The following is a 20,990-nucleotide window of genomic DNA, read 5'->3' as shown; positions in this document are numbered from 1 at the left end:
GGTTATGTATTTATCGGGTTAGCGCATTTATAGGGCTAATTATATATATTTCGAATGAGTCACTGTTGTTTGATAAAGGAATTAATAAAATATTTTTATAGATCGGTTGCAGGTATTCACACGAGCGCTATCTCTATTTTTAATAACGTGACTGATGTCTCCTTCGATGTTTTTATATTTCACCGCTGCATGTTGTCCACTTTCAAACTTTTTGCAGAGATTAATTGAACTTTCCTTTTGGTGGAAAGCATAATTCCCTCGCAGAATTAATATGTCTTGATGGACCAACATTATTACGTCCCTGGGAGGGATGACGAATGCACTCGTGGAAAAATAAACTCGTCGTATCACAATTAGCCGTAGCCTGCGCACTAGCGATCGCATCTCAGGCAAATGCAGGCACCGATATCTCTAACACAACCTATGAAACTTTTGTTCACCACAACGACACAACCAGTGCCGATGGCGTCTACTACGACGGCTATGTGGGCTGGAATAATTACGAAACCACCAGCGTGTATGGCGGTGATATCTATCCGGTTATTAATAATGCTGTCGTTAACGGTGTGATTTCAACGTACTATCTGGATGATGGCCTCTCTGCAAACAGTAATCAAAATACACTGAATATTAATAACAGTACTATTCACGGTATGATTACATCCCAATGTATGACGACAGACTGTGATAATCGTACAGCGACTGGATATATCTATGATCGCCTGGCATTGACCGTTGATAACTCAACGATCGATGATAATTATGAGCACTACACTTATAATGGTACTCATACCGATGGCACTCCTGATTCCCACGTTGTTAACGTGTTCGATATGGGCACCGCAATTACCCTTGATCAGGAAGTTGATCTGACCATTCAGAATAACTCTCATGTGGCAGGTATTACTCTGTCACAAGGTTATGAGTGGGAAGATGTCGACAATAATACCGTCACTACCGGTGTGAACAGTGGTGAAGTATTTAACAACACTATCGTTGTTAAAGATTCCGTCGTGACGTCAGGCTCATTGAGCGATGAAGGAACTGAAGGCTGGTTTGGCCGTTCTGATAATGCCAGCGATTACGCTAATGAAATGACGGCGAATGACGTTGCGCTGGCAGTGATTGCCAATCCTTTGGCCGATAATGCCATGCAGACCACCGCCACATTCAGCAATTCGACCCTGACAGGCGATGTTGTGTTCTCCAGCAATTTTGATGAGAACTTCTTCCCAGGCGGCGCTGATTCTTATCGTGATACCGATTCCCAAAACGATACCAATGGCTGGGATGGTACCGATAGCCTGAATCTGACTCTGGATAACGGCAGCAAATGGGTCGGTGCGGCAATGTCTGTGCACCAGGTTGATACTGATGGTGACGGTGTTAATGATTCTATAGCGGCAGGCACTGATGCTACCGCAACGCTGTATGACATCAACAAGAATAGCCTGTGGCCATACTCTACCTATGGTTCTGAAAACAATGATTCTGCATTCAATGAAGCGGGCCATGTTGTTGGTAACCAGGTTTATCAAAGTGGTCTGTTCAACGTCACCCTGGATCACGGTTCAGAGTGGGATACCCGTAAATCGTCCCTGATCGATACCCTGACCGTAAATAACGGCTCGCAGGTCAACGTTGAAAGTTCTCAGTTAATTTCTGACAGCATCACGCTGAACAATGCTTCAGAAATGCAGATTGGCGACGGCGGTTATGTTGCTGCTGACAGCGTTAACCTGAACAGCTACAGCACCCTGACCCTGACGGAAGAAACTGCTGAACTGTACGCAAATACTGTCAATGTTGATGGCAATGCACAGTTCAATCTGGGCCTGGGCCAGCTGAATACTGCCGATCTGCAACTGACTAACGGCGGCACTTTCAATCTCGACAGCCGTGACTTCGTGCTGAACGGGGACATGATTAACGGTCACACTAACGATCATAATCAGGCCAATTACGGCTACGGCGTAGTCGCAATGAACTCCGATGGCCATCTGGCTGTGAACGGTGACGTTGCTGGTAACTACAAAGTCCGTATCGACAATGCTACCGGCGCGGGGTCTGAGAAAGACTATGAAGGTAATGAGCTGATTCGTGTTTATGACGACAACGAAGACACCTCAGCAACCTTCACCGCAGCAAACAAAGCAGATTTAGGTGCTTACACCTATGAAGCTAAACAGACTGGCGATACTGTTGTTCTCCGACAGGGTGAGTTGACTGACTACGCCAACATGGCGCTAAGCATTCCTTCTGCCAACACCAACATCTGGAATCTGCAACAGGATACCCTCGAAACTCGTCTGAGCAACGCGCGTCATGGCATGGTTGATGACGGCGGCGTTTGGGTGAGCTACTTCGGTGGTAACTTTGATGGTGATAACGGCGTGCTCAGTTACGATCAGGACGTTAATGGCATCATGGTAGGTCTGGATACTGAGATCAACGGTAACTATGCTAACTGGACCGTGGGTGCAGCAGCGAGTTTCGCTAAAGGCGATATGAGCGACAAATCTGGTCAGGTTGATCAGGATAGCCAGTCTGCCTACATCTACTCTTCTGCTCGCTGGTCAAATGACGTGTTCTTCGATGCGAACATGAGCTACAGCCGCTTCAGCAATGACCTCAGCGCGAACATGAGCGATGGTCAGTACGTTGATGGCGACTCCACCAATGATGCATGGGGCTTCGGTCTGAAACTGGGCTATGACTTTAAATATGACACCGCGGGTTATGTGACGCCTTATGGTGCGATTTCAGGTCTGTTCCAGTCGGGTGATGATTATCGCCTGAGCAATGATATGCGCATGGATGGTCAGTCTTATGACAGTATGCGTTACGAACTGGGTATCGATACTGGCTACACCTTCACTTATAGCGAAGATCAGGCCCTGACTCCGTACTTCAAACTGGCCTATGTCTATGACGATGCTGGCAATGATGCGAACGTTAACGGTGACAATATCGATAACGGCGTTAAAGGCTCAGCGGTACGTGTAGGTGCTGGTGCGCAGTTCAACTTTACCAAGAAGTTCAGCGCGTATACCGATGCTAACTATCTGGGCGGCGGTGACGTTGACCAGAATTGGGCAGCAAACGTTGGCGTGAAATACACCTGGTAATAAATCTAAGCAGGGAACTGTGTTCCCTGCTTTTTTTATCATTAACATGGCATTGACACAGGATGTGACACTCGCATGTTAGCTGTAAAACCGTTGTCCGCATTTAACGCACTTGATCAGCTCTTTTCCCCGAATGCTTCAACCTTCATCCTTTCTTCACAGGATACGTTGAGCCTGAATTGCAATGCCTCGGTCGTGACCGTCTTTCGTCAGGGAACGTGTAAAATCGCACGAACCAAGGAAGATATTTTGGTTGCTATCTGTCCTTCACCTATGATTCTTGGCCTGGCCGGGCTGTTAGATACCCGAAGAGAAAGTTATCAACTCACCGCGTTGACCCACTGTGAGGCTTATCAGCTGGAAGCTTCGCAATGCCGGCAATTATTGGATCAGCATCAACTTTGGCGTGAAGCGTTTCATTGGGTAAGCTGGATTGCGAGAGCGCAGGAAGCACGCGATGTGCAACTGATTGGCAAAAACTCCTACAGCCAGATCAGGGCAACCTTGCAGGTGATGTCAGGTTGGGATGATTCTTTGCGGACCAGGATCGGTGTGATGAACTATATCCAGCAACGGACACATATTTCCCGCTCGGTGATTGCAGAAGTCCTTGCCGCGCTACGCGCCGGAAACTATATCGAAATGAATAAGGGCAAGCTGGTTTCCATACACCGCTTGCCCCTTGAGTATTGACGATCAGGACGCGGGAACGACCAGCGGTTTATTGCCACTCAGCTCTGCGACCAGATTGTTAACGCCGTCACTCATATTCACAAAGCGAGTCAATGGGGAACGGGTTACGACCACGAAAGCCCCGACGTTATGCTGCGGGATCATTGCCATATAGGTAATGAATCCGCCGCCACCGCCTGTTTTCTGAATAATGCCCGGACGCCCATTTTTCGGCGCCATATAGACCCAGCCCATACCCAATGCCGTGGCTTTTCCCGGCACGTCCATACCGATAACTCGGGTTAACTGGGTACGCTGATAGATAAGCGTTTGCATCCGGTCAGCTTGTTGGTTACGGGTATAAAAATCAGAAGACAAGAATTGCTGCATCCAGCGCATCATATCCCCTGGTGTGGAATACACCCCACCGCTGCCAATGGCCGCCAGCGTGTTATTGCATGGGCTGGCTCCTTTTTCCGCTATCATCAAGCGCTGGCACTGATCCGGTGAGGGAGTAAACGTGGTGTCTTTCATCCCCAATGGGCGAGTGATTTGCTCTTCAAAAAGCTGCGGATACGGTTTACCTGCGGCGGTGCTCAATGCATCGGCCAGAAGATCAAATGCCAGATTTGAGTAAGCCGCCTGGGTTCCCGGCGCAGTTTTCAACGTCGCGGTGCTGAGCCAGTTCCAGCGCTGATTATGCGTTGGCCAGACAAAAACAGGACGATGCGCCGCACCGCCGGGCTGTTCACGCGGCAGGCTGCTGGTATGCGTCGCCAGATTCACCAGCGTAATCGGTTTCCCTTGATACTTAGGCACGCTTGCACCCGGCGGAGCATATTTACTCAGTGGGTCATTCAGCTTCACCACGCCCTGATCGAGCAGTTTCACCAGCATTTCACTGGTCATCAGTTTGCTCAATGAGGCAATGCGGATCACAGAATCCAGTTGCGGATGGAGGTTGCTTCCAGGTCGAGTTTCTCCGAAGCTGCGAAACACGCGCTGGTTACCGTCAATAACCACCAGTGCCATACCCGTCGCGCCGCTACCGAAGTAGATATGATTGGCGTATCGGTCGACAATATCTGAGGCAAAAACCGGGTCCGGAGAAGTTTGTGCGGCCTGAGCGACAGGCAACGAAGCAGCACACAGCGCCGCAAAAAATAGCAGACTACGTTTCAAGGAAAGCATCCATGAATTGAAATGGAAAGATAATGCGTATTTATACTATTAAACGCCCGCTTGCAAAGCGCCTTTACGCCGGAATTGCACAAGAAAAACGTAACGACGGGTAAATATGGCGGTTTTTGTGCCTGCCTCTACGCGCTTTTGTGAACTCACGCGTATGATAGCCTCAATGTTCACAACCTGTTACGGAGAAAATGATGTCGGATAAGCACGTTGTCATGGTAGTTGATATGCAAAACAGTGTTTTCGAAACGCCGCGTCGTGAGCAACAGGAATGCGTCTCGCAGGTGAACCGGCTGATTCGTGCCGCTGACCGTGTAATCTTTATTCAGCACATCGAAGAAGGTGGTCTGGAAGAGGGGAGTCACGGCTTTGCATTATTGCCAGATCTTGAGCAGCCGAGTGGCGCGCTCTACGTCACCAAAACTGCCTGTGATGCTTTTTATAAAACCGAGCTGGAACGTGTGCTGGCAGAAAACGACATTACCGCTTTTGTGATGTGCGGCTGCGCCACGGATTACTGTGTGGACACGACGCTGAAAGTTGGCGCCAGCAAAGGTTATCAAATCACCGTCGCCGAAGATGCACACACCACTGCCAACCGCCCGGCTGTTGAAGCCGCAACGCTCATCGCGCACTACAACGAAGTCTGGCGTACGCTCACGGTGCCCGGAAATCCGCTCAGCGTGAAACCCGTCGATACAATTGTTACGCAATGGCATACGAACTAAGCGTTTTCTCATCGGTCTCATTCACGGTCAACCCAGCTTCACCTTTTGTCGTGGTGATGGCGGCGGCGATTTTTTCGTAGAACACAGCAATCTTAAAACGATAAGAAGTTAGCAGGAGAGCATGTATGTTTAAGTCTTTTTTCCCTAAGCCGGGACCCTTTTTTCTCTCGGCAGCAATTTGGGCACTCATCGCCGTCATATTCTGGCAGGTAGGTGGGGGTAATTGGTTGCTTCATATTGTCGGCGCTTCCGGCGATATCCCGATCAGCGCGGCACGTTTTTGGTCTCTCGACTACCTCGTGTTCTATGCCTACTACCTGGTTTGTGTATTGGTCTTTGCGCTGTTCTGGTGTCTTTACAGCCCGCACCGCTGGCAGTACTGGTCGATTCTCGGCACCTCTCTGATAATCTTCGTGACCTGGTTCCTGGTCGAAGTGGGGGTGGCGGTTAATGCCTGGTATGCGCCATTCTACGATCTCATCCAGAGCGCGCTTTCTGCTCCGCATAAAGTGAGCATCGGTCAGTTTTACCATGAAGTCGGGGTGTTCCTCGGCATTGCGCTGATCGCCGTGGTGATTGGAGTGATGAATAACTTTTTCGTCAGCCACTACGTCTTCCGCTGGCGTTCCGCGATGAACGAATACTACATGGAGAATTGGCAGCGACTGCGTCACATCGAAGGTGCTGCACAGCGTGTGCAGGAAGACACCATGCGCTTTGCGTCGACCCTTGAAGATATGGGCGTCAGCTTTATCAACGCCATCATGACCCTGATTGCCTTTCTGCCGGTGCTGGTGACGCTATCGGCGCACGTGCCTGACCTGCCGATTGTCGGCCATCTGCCGTATGGCCTGGTAATCGCCGCTATTGTCTGGTCGTTGATGGGGACGGGCCTGTTAGCCGTGGTTGGTATCAAACTTCCGGGGCTGAATTTCAAAAACCAGCGCGTTGAAGCGGCCTACCGTAAAGAACTGGTTTATGGTGAAGATGATGCGTCTCGCGCCACGCCGCCGACGGTTCGCGAACTGTTCAGCGCTGTGCGTCACAACTATTTTCGTCTCTATTTTCACTACATGTACTTCAACATAGCGCGAATTCTTTACCTGCAGGTAGACAATGTTTTCGGACTGTTTTTACTGTTCCCGTCGATTGTTGCCGGTACGATTACGCTGGGGTTAATGACGCAGATAACCAACGTTTTCGGTCAGGTTCGCGGTTCGTTCCAGTACCTGATCAGTTCCTGGACGACGCTGGTGGAACTGATGTCTATCTACAAACGTCTGCGCAGCTTCGAGCGTGAGCTGGATAACATGCCAGAGCAGGAAATTACTCAATCATTTAGCTAACACAGGGATGCACGATGGCGGTTGCTGTAATACGCAAGATTTCCCCCTCACTGGGACTGCTCGCTGGCATTATTCTGGCGGGCTGTACCAGCCAGAAACCGGTGCTGAAAGAAGGTGAAAAACCGGTAGATGTTGCCGCTGTGGTTCGGCAGAAAATGCCAACCAGTGTGAAAGACCGGGAGGCCTGGGCACAAAGCATCGCCAAAGCCTTTGAAAGCCAAAATCTGGCGCCGACGGAGGAAAATGTCTGTTCGGTACTGGCGGTCGCACAGCAAGAGTCAAACTATCAGGCCGATCCCGCCGTGCCGGGTTTGAGAAAAATCGCCTGGCAGGAAATCGACCGTCGGGCGCAGAAGGTGCACGTGCCGCTTTTTTTAGTGCATACGGCGCTAAAAATCACTTCGCCGAACGGGAAAACCTACAGCGAGCGGCTTGATACAGTGAAAACCGAAAAGCAGCTTAGCGCCATATTTGATGACTTTATTGGCATGGTGCCGATGGGGCAAACGCTGTTCGGCTCACTGAATCCGGTACACACCGGCGGCCCGATGCAGGTGAGTATTGCCTTCGCCGAAGCCCACGACAGCGGATATCCATGGAAAATGGACGGCACCGTGCGTCAGGAAGTCTTCTCGCTGCGCGGTGGCCTGTGGTTTGGCAGCTATCATTTGCTGAATTACCCGGCCAACTATTCCGCGCCGCTCTACCGTTTTGCTGATTTCAATGCTGGCTGGTACGCGAGCCGCAACGCTGCGTTCCAAAATGCGGTCAGTAAAGCAAGTGGCGTGAAGCTGGCGCTGGACGGCGATTTGATTCGGTATGACAGCGATGACGCGGGGAAAACAGAACTTGCCGTGCAGAAGCTGGCATCGAAGCTGTCGATGAGCAACAGCGAAATCCATCAGCAATTGCAAAAAGGCGACAGCCAGGATTTCGAAGAAACAGCGTTGTACCGCGGCGTGTATAAGATCGCAGACGCAAAAGCCGGGAAGGCGTTAGTGCGAGAAATGCTACCGGGGATCCAACTTGAGAGCCCGAAAATCACCCGTAATCTTACAACTGCATGGTTTGCAAAACGCGTGGATGACCGCCGGGCCAGCTGCATGGCGTTGGGTCAGAAATAACGACGACAGCGCATGATGAGGGCGAGCAGGCCAAGGATGGCGCTGCCTGTCAGGAAGGGAACCAGTCCAAACAGAATCCCAACGGCAAACCCGATTTCGACATGAGGGCGACCGCTGTCCTGAATTTGCATAAGATGCTCGAACACGCTAGGCGCATGCACCAGCATGTTTAGCAGCTGCGCGCCCGCCCAGAAACAGAACAGGACGAATAGCGCGTACGCGATATTACCTGGTGTGGAGGATTCCTTTTTTTTCCCGGCAATGATTGCTCTGGGTAAAGTGAACTCAGCCATAATGACCTCCTGATACTTCTTTCGCACTGACGGAGTCAGGCGATTATTCTGCTGGCTGATGCCAGGTTGGTTCTGGTAATTCTGACAGTAGAAGATGATTGTCAATATCAGATTCGTGGTAATTTCAGCTCGGGAATGTTCTTATTTTTGGCTTTTTCAGGCTGAGTCACAAAGATGTGCCTTAAGTGAAACTGAAGGGATGTTAAATATTTGCTAAGTACCGCGCAGACGGCGGTCTGCGAATGTGCGAGTATGCTTTTTTCTTTTGCGGAGTCGTTATGAAACTGCCTGATAAAATCCGCCGTGACTGGCACTACTATGCGTTTGCCATTGGCCTGATTTTTATACTCAACGGTGTGGTCGGGCTGTTGGGCTTTGAAGCGAAGGGTTGGCAAACTTATGCCGTTGGAATGGTGACATGGGTTATCAGTTTCTGGCTGGCGGGGTTTATTATTCGCCGTCGTCCTCTGCAAGAAGAAGAGCAGTCCGAGGCATAAACCGGGCAGCGTAAATGCCGCCCGGCAGAATGAAAACTATCCGTTCATGGTGGTCTTCAGCGCCGCATTGGCCTGATGACGCTCCAGCGCCAGTTCAATCAGGCGAGTAATCAGGCTGGTGTAATCCAGGCCGCTCGCCTGCCAAAGCTTCGGATACATGCTGATGTTGGTAAAGCCAGGCAGCGTGTTGATTTCATTAATGACGACTTCATTTTCCGCCGTCAGGAACACATCCACGCGCGCCATGCCGCTGCAGCCCAGGGCCTGATACGCTTCAATCGCCGTCTGGCGGATCTTTTCGTTCACCGCCGGATCGATAGCCGCAGGTACGACGACTTTTGCACCGACGTCATCAATGTATTTGGTGTCGTAGGCATAGAATTCGCTGTTCAACACAATTTCACCGCAGGTGCTGGCCTGTGGTTCGTCATTACCGAGCACCGCACATTCAATTTCGCGCCCGTTAATGCCGGTTTCAACCACGACTTTGCTGTCGAATTCGAACGCCAGCGCGACGGCCTGATGATACTGCTCTTCGCTTTTCACTTTACTTACGCCAACGGAAGAACCCTGATTAGCCGGTTTCACAAACATCGGCAGACCTAGTTTTTCTGTCATATCGGCAAAACTGAATTTATTACGGTTGGAACGGGTCAGCGTCACGAATGGCGCAATCGCCAGCCCGGCATCGCGCAGCAGGCGCTTGGTGACGTCTTTATCCATACAGGCGGCGGAGCTCAACACATCGGAGCCGACAAACGGTAAGTTCGCCATACGCAGCATCCCTTGCAGGGAACCGTCTTCACCGAGCGTGCCGTGAACAATCGGGAAAATAACATCAATGGATGGCAGCGGCTGGCCAGTTCCAGCGTTGATCAGCTGCTCTGAGGCTTTACCGGGGATCTGGGCCAGCGTAATGTCGGAAGGGCGCAGGGCGATTCGGGCTGGATCCTGAGCATTCAGCAGATAGCGACTGGCGTCGTTGATATGCCATTCACCCTGCTTATCAATGCCCAGCAACACTACTTCAAAACGCGTATTATCCATCGCTTCGACAATGTTCTTTGCCGACTGCAAAGAGACTTCATGCTCCGCCGATTTACCGCCAAAGACGACTCCAACCCGCAACTTAGCCATTTCTACATCCATCCACAGAAAATACAAAGCCGATACCATAGCACGTGATTCTTGGGGCTTCTGCCATAATCTTAGTTTTCAGCGTCGGGAAAAATAATGAGAGGGAAGGGGATCCTTGGGCTTCTGATTATTGTGGCGGCAGGCTATTTGGGATACCGCTTTTTACCGTCACATTTCAACCCGTTTGCGCCGCTATCGCTTGACGATCCACCGGGGCGTATCACGCAGTTTAAGCTCAAACGCTTACCGGCAGAACAGTGCCCGGTGCTGTTGGCACAGGCCAGCCAGCGTGGCTGGATTAGCACGAAACCGGTGGGCGACAGCGCAGGACCATGCCCATTACACAATGCGGTCAGCGTGGCGAATTTTGGTGACATTCAGCTCAGTCAGCGTTTTGTGGCGAGCTGCCCGCTGGCGCTTAGCAGCGCACTGTTCGTTCAACAGCAGGTAAAACCGCTCACACAGCAGATGCTCGGCAGCGAACTGCGCCAGATTGACCATCTGGGCAGCTTTGCCTGCCGGAATATCTATCATCGTGAAAACGCCCGGTTGAGTGAACACGCCACCGCCGACGCGCTGGATATCAGCGGATTTCGACTGGCAGATGGTCGCCGGGTCACGGTCCTCAAAGGCTGGAAGACGCCAGCAACACAGCCTTACTTACGCGCGCAGCTGTCCGCCAGCTGTCAGTATTACGGTAATGGCCTTGGCCCGGATTATAACGCAGCCCACGCCAACCATTTTCATCTCGGGATGCGCGGTTATGGTCTCTGCCGATGAGTATAACGCACTGTGAATAGGGTTGTTTTTCGTGATATTTATCACGGAATTACGTATTGGGAAAATAAAGTACTAAACTCCTTTACAGCGCATCTCGCGCCATACAAGCAGACGACGCAATTGCTATGCTGGGCAATACCCCCCGAAAATGAATGAAAACGCGTAGTTATGGAATCCTGGAAGGTTAATCTTATTTCCGTCTGGTTTGGCTGCTTCTTCACCGGTCTCGCCATCAGTCAAATCCTGCCTTTTTTACCACTGTATGTCTCCCAGCTTGGGGTGACGTCGCACGAAGCCCTGTCGATGTGGTCCGGGCTGACCTTTAGCGTCACGTTTCTGGTGTCCGCTATTGTCTCGCCAATGTGGGGCAGTCTAGCGGACCGTAAAGGGCGCAAACTGATGCTGCTGCGCGCCTCCCTCGGAATGGCGATTGCGATTTTGCTGCAGGCCTTTGCCACCAACGTCTGGCAGCTGTTTATTCTGCGCGCGATCATGGGGTTGACGTCAGGTTACATACCGAATGCGATGGCGCTGGTGGCCTCCCAGGTGCCGCGTGAGCGCAGCGGTTGGGCGTTGAGCACGCTGTCGACCGCACAAATCAGTGGTGTGATTGGCGGGCCACTGCTCGGCGGTTTCCTGGCCGACCACGTTGGCCTGCGTGCAGTTTTTTTCATCACCGCCATTTTGTTGATGGTCAGTTTTTTGGTGACGCTGTTCTTGATTAAAGAAGGCGCACGCCCGGCAGTCAGCAAAGCGGATCGGCTTAGCGGCAAAGCGGTGTTTGCTTCACTCACCTATCCGGGGCTGGTTATCAGCCTGTTTTTCACCACTCTGGTTATCCAGCTCTGCAACGGCTCGATTGGCCCGATTCTGGCGCTGTTTATCAAATCGATGGAGCCGCAAAGTAATAACATCGCGTTTCTGGCTGGGATGATTGCCGCCGTGCCGGGAATTTCTGCGCTGATTTCTGCCCCCCGGCTGGGTAAACTCGGCGACCGTATCGGGGCGCATCGCATATTAGTGGCCACGCTATTCTGTGCGGTGGTGATGTTCTTCGCGATGTCATTTGTCACCACGCCATTCCAGCTCGGCGTACTACGTTTCCTGCTCGGCTTTGCCGACGGCGCGATGTTACCCGCCGTACAGACGCTGCTGCTTAAATATTCCAGCGATCAGGTCACTGGCCGCATTTTTGGATATAACCAGTCGTTTATGTATTTAGGCAACGTGGTCGGCCCGCTGATCGGTGCATCGGTGTCGGCAATGGCAGGTTTCCGTTGGGTGTTTGTCGCCACGGCGATAGTTGTGCTGATAAACCTGATACAACTCGCCATTATGTTGCGGCGGCGGCAGCGGATCGCGGTGAATTAGACGAGTAACTCTCTGGGGGTAGAATAATATATATTCTACCCCTCTTACTTTTGGTGGGATAAACCGATGAGAGAAACGTTTCGCTAATAATTCAATTTGCATAATTGGAGATTTATAAAATAATTCTTATACCGGCTATGCATTACGGATCATCGGTGCTACCGTCTCAGGCATTCTCATAAGGAAGTCTCGCCATGAAAAATCTGATTGCAGAATTGTTGGTAAAGCTTGCGGAAAAGGAAGAAGAATCAAAGGAGTTAGTGGTTCAGGTAGAAGCGCTAGAAATTGTAGTTACTGCACTATTACGCCATATGCGACAACCGGAACAACAGGCGTTAATCACCGACATTGAAGCTGCGCTGGATGAAGCAAAACCAGGGCTTGTGGTTCCCGCCCACGATGCCGAATTACTGCATCAATATATAAAAAAGCTATTACGGCATCCGCGTAATTAAGGCGCATGCCGTATTGTACAGCGACGATTCATCTGCAATCGTCGCTAATCCATTATTTACCCATCTGTAGTTCATTATACCACTCCGCTATTTTTCCGCCGTTAAGGTGATTTTTTCCGTGTCAGCGACCAGACTTACTAGGATCCCCTCATAGAAGGATGGTGCAATGAAAATAACATTACTGGTTACCCTACTGTTCGGCCTGGTGTTTCTCACAACGGTGGGAGCAGCAGAAAAAACGATGACGCCGCAACAACAGCGCATGACGTCCTGTAACCAGCAGGCGACATCTAAAACGCTGAAAGGCGATGCCCGAAAAACCTATATGAGCGACTGCCTGAAAAACAGCAGCTCAAAACCGGAAGAGAAAAGTGTGACGCCGCAGCAGCAGAAAATGCGGGAATGTAATTCCACGGCGACTCAGCAATCGCTGAAAGGCGACGATCGTAATAAATTTATGAGTGCGTGTCTGAAGAAAACCGGTTAATGCGGAAGTAAAAGACGGGTGAATCGCCAGCGCGGTTCACCCGTTATTGTCAGGACTTACTGAGCTTTTCTGATTTTGCCATGCAGCTCACCATCGCTTCGATAACGGCGGAGCGGAAACCTTTCTCCTCCAGCACGCGAACCGCTTCAATGGTGGTGCCGCCCGGCGAGCACACCATATCTTTCAGTGCGCCCGGATGCATACCGGTTTCCAGCACCATTTTGGCCGAGCCCATCACCGCCTGTGCGGCAAATTTATAGGCCTGCGCGCGCGGCATACCGCCCAGCACGGCGGCGTCAGCCATCGCTTCGATAAACATAAAGACATAGGCAGGCGCAGAACCACTGACGCCGACGACCGGGTGGATCATTGGCTCTGCAATGACTTCAGCCTCACCGAAGCAGCGGAAAATCGACACCACATCGGCGACATCTTCGCTGGTCACCAGCGCGTTTGGCGTAATGGATGTCATACCCGCATTCACCAGCGACGGGGTGTTTGGCATAGCGCGAACAATTTTGCGATCGTGGCCCAGGGCCTGCGCGAGCTGATCGAGAGTCACGCCCGCAGCGATAGAAACCACTACGGTTTCTTTGTTGAAGCTGGAGGTCACATCGCTCAGCACTTTGGTCATAATGCCCGGCTTCACGGCACCGAAGACGATGTCCGCCACGTGGGCGACTTCCTGGGCGCTTTCGGCAGCGTTAATGCCGTACTGATCGTGCAGGGCGGCGACTTTTTCTGGCGATGGTGTATAAACCCAAATCTGAGTGGGCTGTACCTGGCCGCTGGCGATCAGGCCACCAAGAATGGCCTTACCCATATTACCGCAGCCGATGAAACCGATTTTCTTGTCCATTCTGTCTCTCTCTCAGCGTTTTTCTGATAATGCGTATTAGCTTAACATCTTGTGACTATGCCCGAAGAAGAAAGCAGGCGACAATACCCCGGTTATTTTATTCAGGAGTAAGTATGGCGATTTGGGTGGATGCGGATGCGTGTCCGAATGTGATTAAAGAGATCCTGTTCCGCGCGGCGGACAGAACACAAACGCCGGTCACGCTGGTGGCTAACCAGAATCTGCGCGTACCGCCTTCACGGTTTATCCGTTCCATGCGTGTTCCTGCCGGTTTTGACGTGGCGGATAATGAAATTGTGCGTCAGTGCCAGCCGGGTGATTTGGTGATTACCGCCGACATTCCCCTGGCAGCCGAAGTGCTGGCGAAAGGCGGCGCGGCGCTGAATCCGCGCGGTGAGCGATACAGCGACGCCACCATCCGCGAGCGTCTGACGATGCGTGATTTTATGGATACGCTGCGCTCCAGCGGGATCCAGACCGGAGGCCCGGACACGTTGTCTCAGCGTGACCGCCAGCAGTTTGCCGCTGAACTCGACAAATGGCTACTGGCGGTTCAGCGCGGACAGAATTAAGTCCAGCTATCGTCATCGCCGCCAAAGTCGTCGTTACTGAAATCATCGTTATTGAAATCAGCATTGCTCCAGTCGTCGCTTCCGCTATTGGCGGCGTAGTCGGTGCCATCATCCGGCAGAAACTGTGCGTCGCTGGCCTGATTCAGGTCATCCGCCGCCGGGGCCTGTGGTTCCTCGATGATGTTCACAATCTCCTGCGGATGCGTGCCGGAGAACATGTTCATCAGCATATTGCCGAGGACGACGCCACCTGCAACGCCCGCGGCGGTTTGCAGGGCTCCGCCGATAAAGCCGCCACCCTGAGCATAATTCTGAGCCTGAGGGGGCGCGTAACCGGCCTGTGATGGCGCAGAACGAGCATAATTTTGCGCGCCGGGAATCGGGTCACTCACGTGTGGCTGTGACTGACCACCGCCAAACAGCCCTGCGAGGAACCCACCGCTGTTTTGTTTCGTTGACTGACGCTGAGCAACATTGCTCTCCAGCGCCTGAATACGTTCGTTCAGCTGCTTAATGGCGGCTTCCTGAATCAGGATAGTCTGTGCCATATAGTACGGAGCGGCAGGCTGAGCCTGAACATGTTGCGCAATAACGTTCTCGGCGGTAGCATCGCGCGGCGCGCTTTGCTCTTCGGCCTGTTGCAGACGCGAAAAGAGTCCGTCGATCAGCCGTTGTTCTTCAGATTGCATGGGTCACTCCTCGATAAGACGAACGGTACAGTGCTTAGTGTGTCTGAAACATTTGCACTGTAAATATACGGTACGTAAACCTATGCATAAATGTGTTACCTTTTGCAGCCGGACAGGGGTTGTCAAACTGACGCCCTTTCATGTAAGGTTGCCGCAACACTAAATGACACTATTTCTTTACACTTTCATCCTGCCCAATAGCCAATAATAATAGCCAAGACGTTGGGGTTTGGATTGAAGGTGTAATTATTATTTTACACTTACTTGCGTACTAGTTTGGTGATATTATCATCGGCTCACCAGTACGACTTGCCACACCGCAGTACCAGGGGGATTTTCAGTGATAACACAGCCTATTTTTCTTATTGGCGCCCGCGGCTGCGGTAAAACCACTGTCGGGCAGAAGCTCGCCGGGGCCTGTCATTTTGATTTCATCGATACCGATGTGATCCTTCAAGAGCGTGCGCAAAAAAGCATCGCCGATATTGTGGCGAAAGAGGGCTGGCCCGCGTTTCGCGCACTCGAGACCCAAACGCTGCAATCCGTCACCGCGGCGCAATCCGTCATTGCTACCGGCGGAGGTGTCATTCTGGCACAGGCTAATCGTGAATTCCTGCGCGAGAACGGGATCGTTATCTATCTGAAAGCGCCAGTCGCAGTACTCGCCGGGCGCCTGGAAGCTTTTCCGGAAGAATCCCAGCGACCAACATTGACCGGCAAACCTATCAGCGAAGAAGTGCGTGAAATTCTGGCCCAGCGTGATGCTTTGTACCGTGAAACGGCGCATTTCACGGTGGACGCGGCCTGTGAACCTGATGATGTCGTGGCACAAATTCTGGCGGCGATCGCCTCCGTTCATTCCGCCACCGTTGCGGTAAATTCGGCAACTGCTGGTTAACGCCTATACTTAACGCTCTGAACCGAAAGAGGAAGAGCTATGCCGTCAAATCCCCCATATCCACGTGAAGCTCGTGTAGTCGCCGTCGAGAAGGGCGATCCGGGCCAGTCGGTGACCTGGTATCAGCTGCGTGCTGACCACCCGAAACCCGATTCGCTGATCAGCGAACATCCTTCCGAGGCGGAAGCCGTCGACGCCAAACGGCGTTACGAAGATCCCGATAAGTCCTAATTCAGCCTAAGTTGCGCAACGCCTGCGATGAGCGGGCGTAAATCACACTTTTTAGCTAAAATTAATGTTAATAAAAAGTTAAGCTCAAGAAATTACTGGAGTGCAATGGCGCTATCTGGAATCTTTACAAACGGCCGCAGAAGGGAGCTGCTACGCTTCTGAACGGTTGTTTTTTAGCCATCCAGGGGGCTGTCAGTCAGCAGTAAGCCTGTGTCGAAGCTGTGATTGTCGTGATAAAAGGTAAATAACATGAGTGCGACTTTGGCAATCCTGACCATCGGTGTTGTTCCGATGCGTGAGGTGTTGCCGTTATTAACAGAGCACATCAGGGAAGACCAAATTACCCATGTGAGTTTGGTGGGAAAAATGACCCGAGAAGCGGTCATGGAAGAATACGCCGCAGAGCCAGGAGAAGAGGTTCTTATCACTCTCCTGAATGATAACCAGCTGGCGGAAGTCTCACGTAAGAAAGTCGAGCGTGATTTACAGTCGGTCGTTGAAGTGCTGGATAACCAAAACTACGATGTCATTTTGTTCATGAGCACTGCGCCAATCAGTGGACTGGTGGCCCGGAACGCTATTCTTATTGAACCAGAGCGCATTATTCCTCCGTTGGTGAGTTCTATCGTCGACGGTCATCAGGTGGGGGTCATCGTTCCTATCCCGGAGTTGATGAAAAACCAACGTATCAAATGGCAGACCTTACAGAATGAGCCGCGCTATGCGCTGGCAAACCCGATTCATGGTACCGAAGAAGAATTGGTAACCGCCGGGCAGAAGCTGATGGGTGAAGGCGCTGATGTGCTGATGCTAGACTGCCTGGGGTTTAATCAGCGGCATCGAGATTTGTTGCAGAAGGCGTTGGATGTCCCGGTTCTGCTGTCGAATGTACTGGTCGCGAGGCTGGTGGCAGAACTGCTTATTTAATCTCACTATTTGCGTGACAGTTCGCTGTCACGCCCCCTATATTGGTTTTGTACACAACGACGAAACTAATAAGGGTCTGTTTATGCTTCAAAGCAATGAGTACTTTTCCGGGAAAGTGAAGTCCATCGGTTTTACAAGCAGCAGCACTGGCCGCGCAAGCGTAGGCGTCATGGCTGAAGGGGAATATACCTTTGGGACGGCTGAGCCTGAAGAAATGACCGTCGTGAGCGGGGCGCTACACGTTCTGCTGCCGGGTGAGACGGAGTGGAAAACCTATACTGCCGGGCAAGTGTTTAACGTGCCGGGTCACAGCGAATTTCATCTGCAGGTTGCAGAACCTACATCCTATCTGTGCCGCTACCTTTAAACGTTACCTGTAAAAATTACGCCTTCCTGTATGCGCAGGAAGGCTCTTGCTTAACGCTGAGCTTCGCCGCCCAGACCTTCCACCAGATTCGCCACCAGCGCAACCAATTCTCCGGTCATCAGGATAAAGTCGGCATCGAAACGCTGATCGTAATTCTCACGCTCAATATCTTCGTTCTGATCGCGCAGTTCATCGCAGAACTTCAGGCGTTTGATCGACGCATCGTCGCAGATCATAAACTGAATGCGCTGCTGCCAGTCGAGAGCCAGTTTAGTCACCACTTTCCCGGCTTCAATGTGCACCGCGATTTCGTCGCTGACCAGATCCTGTTTTTTCGCGCGGATGACGCCACCGTCTTCGAGGATCGCTTTCAGTTCCGCTTCATCAAGCAGCTGGAAGCCCTGCGCCACGTTGCCGGAGCGAACCCACTCGGTCAGCGTTAGCTCAATTGGATTTTCCAGCGCCAGCGGAACGACCGGCAGCGAGCCGAGAGTTTTACGCAGCAGTGCGAGGGTATCTTCACCTTTTTTCGCACTGGCACAATCGACCATGATCAATCCGTTGACGGTATCGATCCACAGCATTGTCTGGCTGAAACGGCTGAAAGCGCGAGGCAGCAGCGAGTGCAGAACTTCATCTTTCAAGGAATCTTTTTCGGTTTTCTTGAGCTTACGGCCCTGATCGGCTTCCAGCTTGAGGATCTTGGCTTCCAGCGACTGTTTCACCACCGACGACGGAAGGATCTTTTCTTCCTTACGGGCGCAGACCAGGATCTGTCCGTTAGCCTCATGTGTGAAAGCATCACTGTGCGAACCCATCGGTGAAACCCAACCGGTTTTTGCCATATCCTGACTACCGCAAGGGGTAAATGCCAGCGAGGCTAACTGTTTTTCCATCTCATCGGCGCGCAACGTAATGTCGCGGCTAAGACGGTAAACCATTAAATTTTTGAACCACAGCATGATAATTTCCACGGCTTTGTCGTTAAATTCAGCGGGCATGATAGCGAATTGTCACTATGCTTGCATTGTTAATCAGGCACCGGGGAGGCTTCAGTGCGAATAGGAATAGACTTGGGTGGTACTAAAACAGAGGTCATTGCACTCAGTGACCAGGGCGAGCAATTGTATCGTTATCGTCTGCCGACGCCACGCGATGACTATCAGCAGACGATTGAAACCATCGCCACGCTGGTCGGGCTGGCAGAGAAGGAAACCGGGCAGACCGGCACCGTAGGCATGGGCATTCCTGGCTCTATTTCGCCGTATACCGGAGTGGTGAAAAACGCCAATTCAACGTGGCTCAACGGGCAGCCTTTTGATAAAGATCTGGGTAAGCGCCTCAATCGCGAAGTGCGACTGGCGAACGATGCCAACTGTCTGGCGGTGTCAGAAGCCATCGATGGTGCTGCAGTGGGTGCGCAAACCGTTTTTGCGGTGATTATTGGCACAGGCTGCGGCGCGGGCATCGCGCTCGGCGGCAGGGCGCATATAGGCGGGAACGGCACGGCGGGCGAGTGGGGCCATAATCCACTGCCGTGGATGGATGAAGACGAACTGCGCTATCGCGCGGAAGTGCCGTGCTACTGCGGCAAACAGGGGTGCATTGAAACCTTTATTTCCGGCACCGGTTTTGCGAAGGATTATCATCGTCTGAGCGGGCATCCGTTAAAAGGCAGTGAAATCATGCGCCTGGTTGAAGAACAGGATGCGGTAGCGGAACTGGCGCTAAGCCGCTATGAACTGCGGCTGGCGAAATCCCTGGCCCACGTGGTGAATATTCTGGATCCGGACGTAATTGTCCTGGGCGGTGGCATGAGCAATGTCGAGCGGCTGTATAAAACAGTTCCGGGACTGGTGAAGAATTTTGTCTTTGGCGGGGAGTGTGAAACGCCGATTCGTAAGGCGGTGCACGGCGATTCCAGTGGCGTGCGTGGTGCCGCATGGTTGTGGCCGCTTTAAATCAGACTGCCCTGGTCAACAGGGCAGAATTCAGATTGAGGAGAATGCAGGTTCTGGCTTGTGTTTCAGGTGCGCATACAGCAGCAGCGAAGACATCGCGAAAAATGACAGAAGGGCCGCGGGGAGCGCCACATAGTTGTAGGCAAAACCCGCCGTCAGCATCAACCCGCCACAGTAAGCGCCGACTGCGCTCCCAAGATTAAAGGCCATTTGTCCCCCGGCGGCACCCAGCATTTCGCCTCCTTTCGCATTTTGCAGCAATAAAATTTGCAACGGTGCGGAAAGCGCAAAAAGCCCCATACAGCAGATAAATGTCAGACTGAGCGACGCGAATTGACCATCGCCAAACAAAAACAGCAGGCCCAGCGAAAGCGCAATAATTAAATCCGTCACGATGGCGATACTGATCGGAGAGAATTTTCCGGATAAGCGACCGCTCAGAAGATTGCCCGACACCATTCCCAGCCCCGCGAGCATCATAATCACCGTCATTTTCCCTTCGGAAAAACCGGCTACCGTCATCATGAACGGCTTGATGTAGCTAAACCATGCGAAGACACCGGCATTGCCAAAGAGAGTCGCCGCGAAAATAAACCAGGGAGCGGGTGATTTCAGGAAGTGAAACTGATTACGCAATTTGGTTCTGGCGTTATCAGTAATATTGGGCACCCAACAGGCAACCGCGGCCATCACCGCGATATTAAATATGGCTATCAATAAAAAGGTGTAGCGCCAGCTAAATTCCTGGCTAAGCCAAGTGCCGAGCGGCATGCCGAGCAGATTTGCGACGGTCATCCCACTGATCATCCCCGCGACGGCTGACGTCACTTTTCCGGGGCTGGCGAGTTTTGACAATATAATAGCGCCGACGCCAAAGAAGGCACCGTGCGGAAAGCCGGAGACCAGTCGGCCTGCCGCGAGCATCCAGTAAGACGAGGACAGGGTGAACATCGCATTACCGACCAGGCAAAGGGCCAGCAGAAAAATCAGGATATGTTTAAGGGAAAAACGATTGGAAAACAGGGCGATGACCGGCGCCCCCAGCACCACGCCGAACGCATACCAGGAAATCATATGTCCGGCCATGGGGATAGAAATGCCTACGTTGCCGGCAAGCTCAGTCAGCACGCCCATAATACCAAATTCAGCCATGCCCAGACCGAACGTGCCTAACGCTAAAGATAAGATGACTTTTTTCATACTGACTCGTTGCGAGGGAAGGCGCGCGGAACATCAGCCGCGTAGTGAAGCCCAGCTTGAGGTAAAAGCGGGGCTAA

General features: G+C 52.0%; 24 protein-coding genes. 16 read left to right on the top strand and 8 right to left on the bottom strand.

The features are described from left to right. The first annotated feature begins 317 nt into the window (after window positions 1-317). The gene (locus MUU46_RS05950; protein ID WP_258965066.1) at window positions 318-3,128 is read left to right on the top strand and encodes an autotransporter YaiT-related protein; all 2,811 of its coding nucleotides are present in this window, start codon (window positions 318-320) and stop codon (window positions 3,126-3,128) included. Between the two features lie 75 nt (window positions 3,129-3,203). Next, the gene (locus MUU46_RS05945; protein ID WP_159752279.1) at window positions 3,204-3,821 is read left to right on the top strand and encodes a helix-turn-helix domain-containing protein; all 618 of its coding nucleotides are present in this window, start codon (window positions 3,204-3,206) and stop codon (window positions 3,819-3,821) included. Window positions 3,822-3,824: 3 nt separating this feature from the next. Here the strand turns inward: MUU46_RS05945 and ampH are convergent, their stop codons facing one another. Next, window positions 3,825-4,982, bottom strand: a complete 1,158-nt coding sequence (gene ampH, locus MUU46_RS05940) for a D-alanyl-D-alanine-carboxypeptidase/endopeptidase AmpH (RefSeq protein WP_258965065.1) — start codon at window positions 4,980-4,982, stop codon at window positions 3,825-3,827. A gap of 203 nt (window positions 4,983-5,185) precedes the next feature. Here ampH and MUU46_RS05935 point away from each other — a divergent pair, with 203 nt between their 5' ends. After that, window positions 5,186-5,719: an isochorismatase family protein gene (locus tag MUU46_RS05935; protein WP_159753471.1), complete on the top strand. Its 534-nt coding sequence runs from the start codon at window positions 5,186-5,188 to the stop codon at window positions 5,717-5,719. On the opposite strand, the gene MUU46_RS05930 is transcribed toward MUU46_RS05935, so the two are convergent. Continuing rightward, the gene (locus MUU46_RS05930; RefSeq protein WP_258965117.1) at window positions 5,697-5,909 is read right to left on the bottom strand and encodes a hypothetical protein; all 213 of its coding nucleotides are present in this window, start codon (window positions 5,907-5,909) and stop codon (window positions 5,697-5,699) included. The two genes, MUU46_RS05935 and MUU46_RS05930, sit on opposite strands and share 23 nt — an antisense overlap. Between MUU46_RS05930 and sbmA the strand changes: the two genes are divergently transcribed. Both sbmA and MUU46_RS05920 read left to right on the top strand, forming a co-directional pair. Continuing rightward, the gene (gene sbmA, locus MUU46_RS05925; RefSeq protein WP_258965064.1) at window positions 5,845-7,065 is read left to right on the top strand and encodes a peptide antibiotic transporter SbmA; all 1,221 of its coding nucleotides are present in this window, start codon (window positions 5,845-5,847) and stop codon (window positions 7,063-7,065) included. The genes MUU46_RS05930 and sbmA overlap by 65 nt on opposite strands. 14 nt (window positions 7,066-7,079) lie before the next feature. After that, complete coding sequence (locus tag MUU46_RS05920; protein ID WP_258965063.1) at window positions 7,080-8,189, top strand: DUF1615 domain-containing protein; 1,110 nt, start codon at window positions 7,080-7,082, stop codon at window positions 8,187-8,189. Here MUU46_RS05920 and MUU46_RS05915 read toward each other — a convergent pair. Then, window positions 8,180-8,482: a DUF2755 family protein gene (locus MUU46_RS05915; protein WP_258965062.1), complete on the bottom strand. Its 303-nt coding sequence runs from the start codon at window positions 8,480-8,482 to the stop codon at window positions 8,180-8,182. The genes MUU46_RS05920 and MUU46_RS05915 overlap by 10 nt on opposite strands. A 278-nt stretch (window positions 8,483-8,760) precedes the next feature. Here MUU46_RS05915 and MUU46_RS05910 point away from each other — a divergent pair, with 278 nt between their 5' ends. After that, window positions 8,761-8,979, top strand: coding sequence for a DUF2754 domain-containing protein (locus MUU46_RS05910; protein WP_159752289.1), 219 nt, complete (start codon window positions 8,761-8,763; stop codon window positions 8,977-8,979). Window positions 8,980-9,015: 36 nt separating this feature from the next. Here MUU46_RS05910 and ddlA read toward each other — a convergent pair whose 3' ends face one another. Continuing rightward, window positions 9,016-10,116, bottom strand: coding sequence for a D-alanine--D-alanine ligase (gene ddlA / locus MUU46_RS05905; RefSeq protein WP_258965061.1), 1,101 nt, complete (start codon window positions 10,114-10,116; stop codon window positions 9,016-9,018). Between the two features lie 96 nt (window positions 10,117-10,212). On the opposite strand from ddlA, the gene MUU46_RS05900 reads away from it, so the two are divergent. The 4 genes from MUU46_RS05900 to psiF all read left to right on the top strand — a co-directional run bounded on the left by MUU46_RS05900 (window position 10,213) and on the right by psiF (window position 13,209). Further along, a complete protein-coding gene (locus MUU46_RS05900; protein WP_258965060.1) occupies window positions 10,213-10,896 on the top strand; it encodes an extensin-like domain-containing protein in 684 nt (227 codons plus the stop codon). 168 nt (window positions 10,897-11,064) lie between these two features. After that, window positions 11,065-12,267 carry a multidrug efflux MFS transporter gene (locus MUU46_RS05895; protein ID WP_159752295.1) on the top strand — a complete coding sequence of 401 codons (1,203 nt, stop codon included), beginning with the start codon at window positions 11,065-11,067 and terminating at the stop codon, window positions 12,265-12,267. A gap of 194 nt (window positions 12,268-12,461) precedes the next feature. Then, entirely contained in the window at window positions 12,462-12,722 is a 261-nt protein-coding gene (iraP, locus tag MUU46_RS05890) for an anti-adapter protein IraP (protein ID WP_159752297.1), read from the top strand. Window positions 12,723-12,888: 166 nt separating this feature from the next. Then, window positions 12,889-13,209 carry a phosphate starvation-inducible protein PsiF gene (gene psiF / locus MUU46_RS05885; RefSeq protein ID WP_258965059.1) on the top strand — a complete coding sequence of 107 codons (321 nt, stop codon included), beginning with the start codon at window positions 12,889-12,891 and terminating at the stop codon, window positions 13,207-13,209. A gap of 49 nt (window positions 13,210-13,258) precedes the next feature. On the opposite strand, the gene proC is transcribed toward psiF, so the two are convergent. Further along, window positions 13,259-14,068: a pyrroline-5-carboxylate reductase gene (gene proC, locus MUU46_RS05880; protein ID WP_258965058.1), complete on the bottom strand. Its 810-nt coding sequence runs from the start codon at window positions 14,066-14,068 to the stop codon at window positions 13,259-13,261. 113 nt (window positions 14,069-14,181) lie between these two features. Between proC and MUU46_RS05875 the strand changes: the two genes are divergently transcribed. After that, window positions 14,182-14,640, top strand: coding sequence for a YaiI/YqxD family protein (locus tag MUU46_RS05875; protein WP_159752303.1), 459 nt, complete (start codon window positions 14,182-14,184; stop codon window positions 14,638-14,640). On the opposite strand, the gene MUU46_RS05870 is transcribed toward MUU46_RS05875, so the two are convergent. Continuing rightward, window positions 14,637-15,329 (bottom strand): DUF2076 domain-containing protein, encoded by a 693-nt coding sequence (locus tag MUU46_RS05870; protein ID WP_258965057.1) that lies wholly within the window; start codon window positions 15,327-15,329, stop codon window positions 14,637-14,639. The two genes, MUU46_RS05875 and MUU46_RS05870, sit on opposite strands and share 4 nt — an antisense overlap. Before the next feature lie 343 nt (window positions 15,330-15,672). Here MUU46_RS05870 and aroL point away from each other — a divergent pair, with 343 nt between their 5' ends. From aroL to ppnP, 4 genes are all read left to right on the top strand, one after another. Further along, the gene (aroL, locus tag MUU46_RS05865; RefSeq protein WP_258965112.1) at window positions 15,673-16,227 is read left to right on the top strand and encodes a shikimate kinase AroL; all 555 of its coding nucleotides are present in this window, start codon (window positions 15,673-15,675) and stop codon (window positions 16,225-16,227) included. A 39-nt stretch (window positions 16,228-16,266) separates the two neighbouring features. Then, entirely contained in the window at window positions 16,267-16,458 is a 192-nt protein-coding gene (locus tag MUU46_RS05860) for a YaiA family protein (RefSeq protein ID WP_258965056.1), read from the top strand. Between the two features lie 249 nt (window positions 16,459-16,707). Further along, window positions 16,708-17,385 carry an AroM family protein gene (locus tag MUU46_RS05855; protein ID WP_258965055.1) on the top strand — a complete coding sequence of 226 codons (678 nt, stop codon included), beginning with the start codon at window positions 16,708-16,710 and terminating at the stop codon, window positions 17,383-17,385. An 82-nt stretch (window positions 17,386-17,467) separates the two neighbouring features. Further along, window positions 17,468-17,752, top strand: a complete 285-nt coding sequence (gene ppnP / locus MUU46_RS05850; protein WP_110511635.1) for a pyrimidine/purine nucleoside phosphorylase — start codon at window positions 17,468-17,470, stop codon at window positions 17,750-17,752. A gap of 50 nt (window positions 17,753-17,802) precedes the next feature. Here ppnP and rdgC read toward each other — a convergent pair whose 3' ends face one another. Continuing rightward, the gene (gene rdgC, locus MUU46_RS05845) at window positions 17,803-18,714 is read right to left on the bottom strand and encodes a recombination-associated protein RdgC (RefSeq protein WP_258965054.1); all 912 of its coding nucleotides are present in this window, start codon (window positions 18,712-18,714) and stop codon (window positions 17,803-17,805) included. 93 nt (window positions 18,715-18,807) lie between these two features. Between rdgC and mak the strand changes: the two genes are divergently transcribed. Continuing rightward, window positions 18,808-19,713, top strand: a complete 906-nt coding sequence (mak, locus tag MUU46_RS05840) for a fructokinase (RefSeq protein WP_159752315.1) — start codon at window positions 18,808-18,810, stop codon at window positions 19,711-19,713. Between the two features lie 30 nt (window positions 19,714-19,743). On the opposite strand, the gene araJ is transcribed toward mak, so the two are convergent. After that, window positions 19,744-20,913: an MFS transporter AraJ gene (gene araJ / locus MUU46_RS05835; RefSeq protein ID WP_258965053.1), complete on the bottom strand. Its 1,170-nt coding sequence runs from the start codon at window positions 20,911-20,913 to the stop codon at window positions 19,744-19,746. Between the last annotated feature and the right edge of the window lie 77 nt (window positions 20,914-20,990).

The organism is Scandinavium tedordense, from assembly GCF_024764965.1.
In the GTDB taxonomy this organism is placed as follows: Bacteria; Pseudomonadota; Gammaproteobacteria; order Enterobacterales; family Enterobacteriaceae; genus Scandinavium; species Scandinavium tedordense.
Note: the sequence above shows the minus strand (reverse complement) of the source record. Positions and strands in the feature narration are given on the sequence as shown.

Coding starts and splice junctions, on each gene's coding strand:
- MUU46_RS05855 (WP_258965055.1), top strand. CDS start 16,708: ATGAGTGCGACTTTGGCAATCCTGACCATCGGTGTTGTTCCGATGCGT.
- ddlA (WP_258965061.1), bottom strand. CDS start 10,116: ATGGCTAAGTTGCGGGTTGGAGTCGTCTTTGGCGGTAAATCGGCGGAG.
- MUU46_RS05875 (WP_159752303.1), top strand. CDS start 14,182: ATGGCGATTTGGGTGGATGCGGATGCGTGTCCGAATGTGATTAAAGAG.
- psiF (WP_258965059.1), top strand. CDS start 12,889: ATGAAAATAACATTACTGGTTACCCTACTGTTCGGCCTGGTGTTTCTC.
- MUU46_RS05900 (WP_258965060.1), top strand. CDS start 10,213: ATGAGAGGGAAGGGGATCCTTGGGCTTCTGATTATTGTGGCGGCAGGC.
- MUU46_RS05860 (WP_258965056.1), top strand. CDS start 16,267: ATGCCGTCAAATCCCCCATATCCACGTGAAGCTCGTGTAGTCGCCGTC.
- rdgC (WP_258965054.1), bottom strand. CDS start 18,714: ATGCTGTGGTTCAAAAATTTAATGGTTTACCGTCTTAGCCGCGACATT.
- MUU46_RS05930 (WP_258965117.1), bottom strand. CDS start 5,909: ATGAGTGCCCAAATTGCTGCCGAGAGAAAAAAGGGTCCCGGCTTAGGG.
- MUU46_RS05935 (WP_159753471.1), top strand. CDS start 5,186: ATGTCGGATAAGCACGTTGTCATGGTAGTTGATATGCAAAACAGTGTT.
- MUU46_RS05945 (WP_159752279.1), top strand. CDS start 3,204: ATGTTAGCTGTAAAACCGTTGTCCGCATTTAACGCACTTGATCAGCTC.
- ppnP (WP_110511635.1), top strand. CDS start 17,468: ATGCTTCAAAGCAATGAGTACTTTTCCGGGAAAGTGAAGTCCATCGGT.
- iraP (WP_159752297.1), top strand. CDS start 12,462: ATGAAAAATCTGATTGCAGAATTGTTGGTAAAGCTTGCGGAAAAGGAA.
- proC (WP_258965058.1), bottom strand. CDS start 14,068: ATGGACAAGAAAATCGGTTTCATCGGCTGCGGTAATATGGGTAAGGCC.
- MUU46_RS05915 (WP_258965062.1), bottom strand. CDS start 8,482: ATGGCTGAGTTCACTTTACCCAGAGCAATCATTGCCGGGAAAAAAAAG.
- araJ (WP_258965053.1), bottom strand. CDS start 20,913: ATGAAAAAAGTCATCTTATCTTTAGCGTTAGGCACGTTCGGTCTGGGC.
- sbmA (WP_258965064.1), top strand. CDS start 5,845: ATGTTTAAGTCTTTTTTCCCTAAGCCGGGACCCTTTTTTCTCTCGGCA.
- MUU46_RS05920 (WP_258965063.1), top strand. CDS start 7,080: ATGGCGGTTGCTGTAATACGCAAGATTTCCCCCTCACTGGGACTGCTC.
- MUU46_RS05895 (WP_159752295.1), top strand. CDS start 11,065: ATGGAATCCTGGAAGGTTAATCTTATTTCCGTCTGGTTTGGCTGCTTC.
- MUU46_RS05870 (WP_258965057.1), bottom strand. CDS start 15,329: ATGCAATCTGAAGAACAACGGCTGATCGACGGACTCTTTTCGCGTCTG.
- MUU46_RS05950 (WP_258965066.1), top strand. CDS start 318: ATGCACTCGTGGAAAAATAAACTCGTCGTATCACAATTAGCCGTAGCC.
- MUU46_RS05910 (WP_159752289.1), top strand. CDS start 8,761: ATGAAACTGCCTGATAAAATCCGCCGTGACTGGCACTACTATGCGTTT.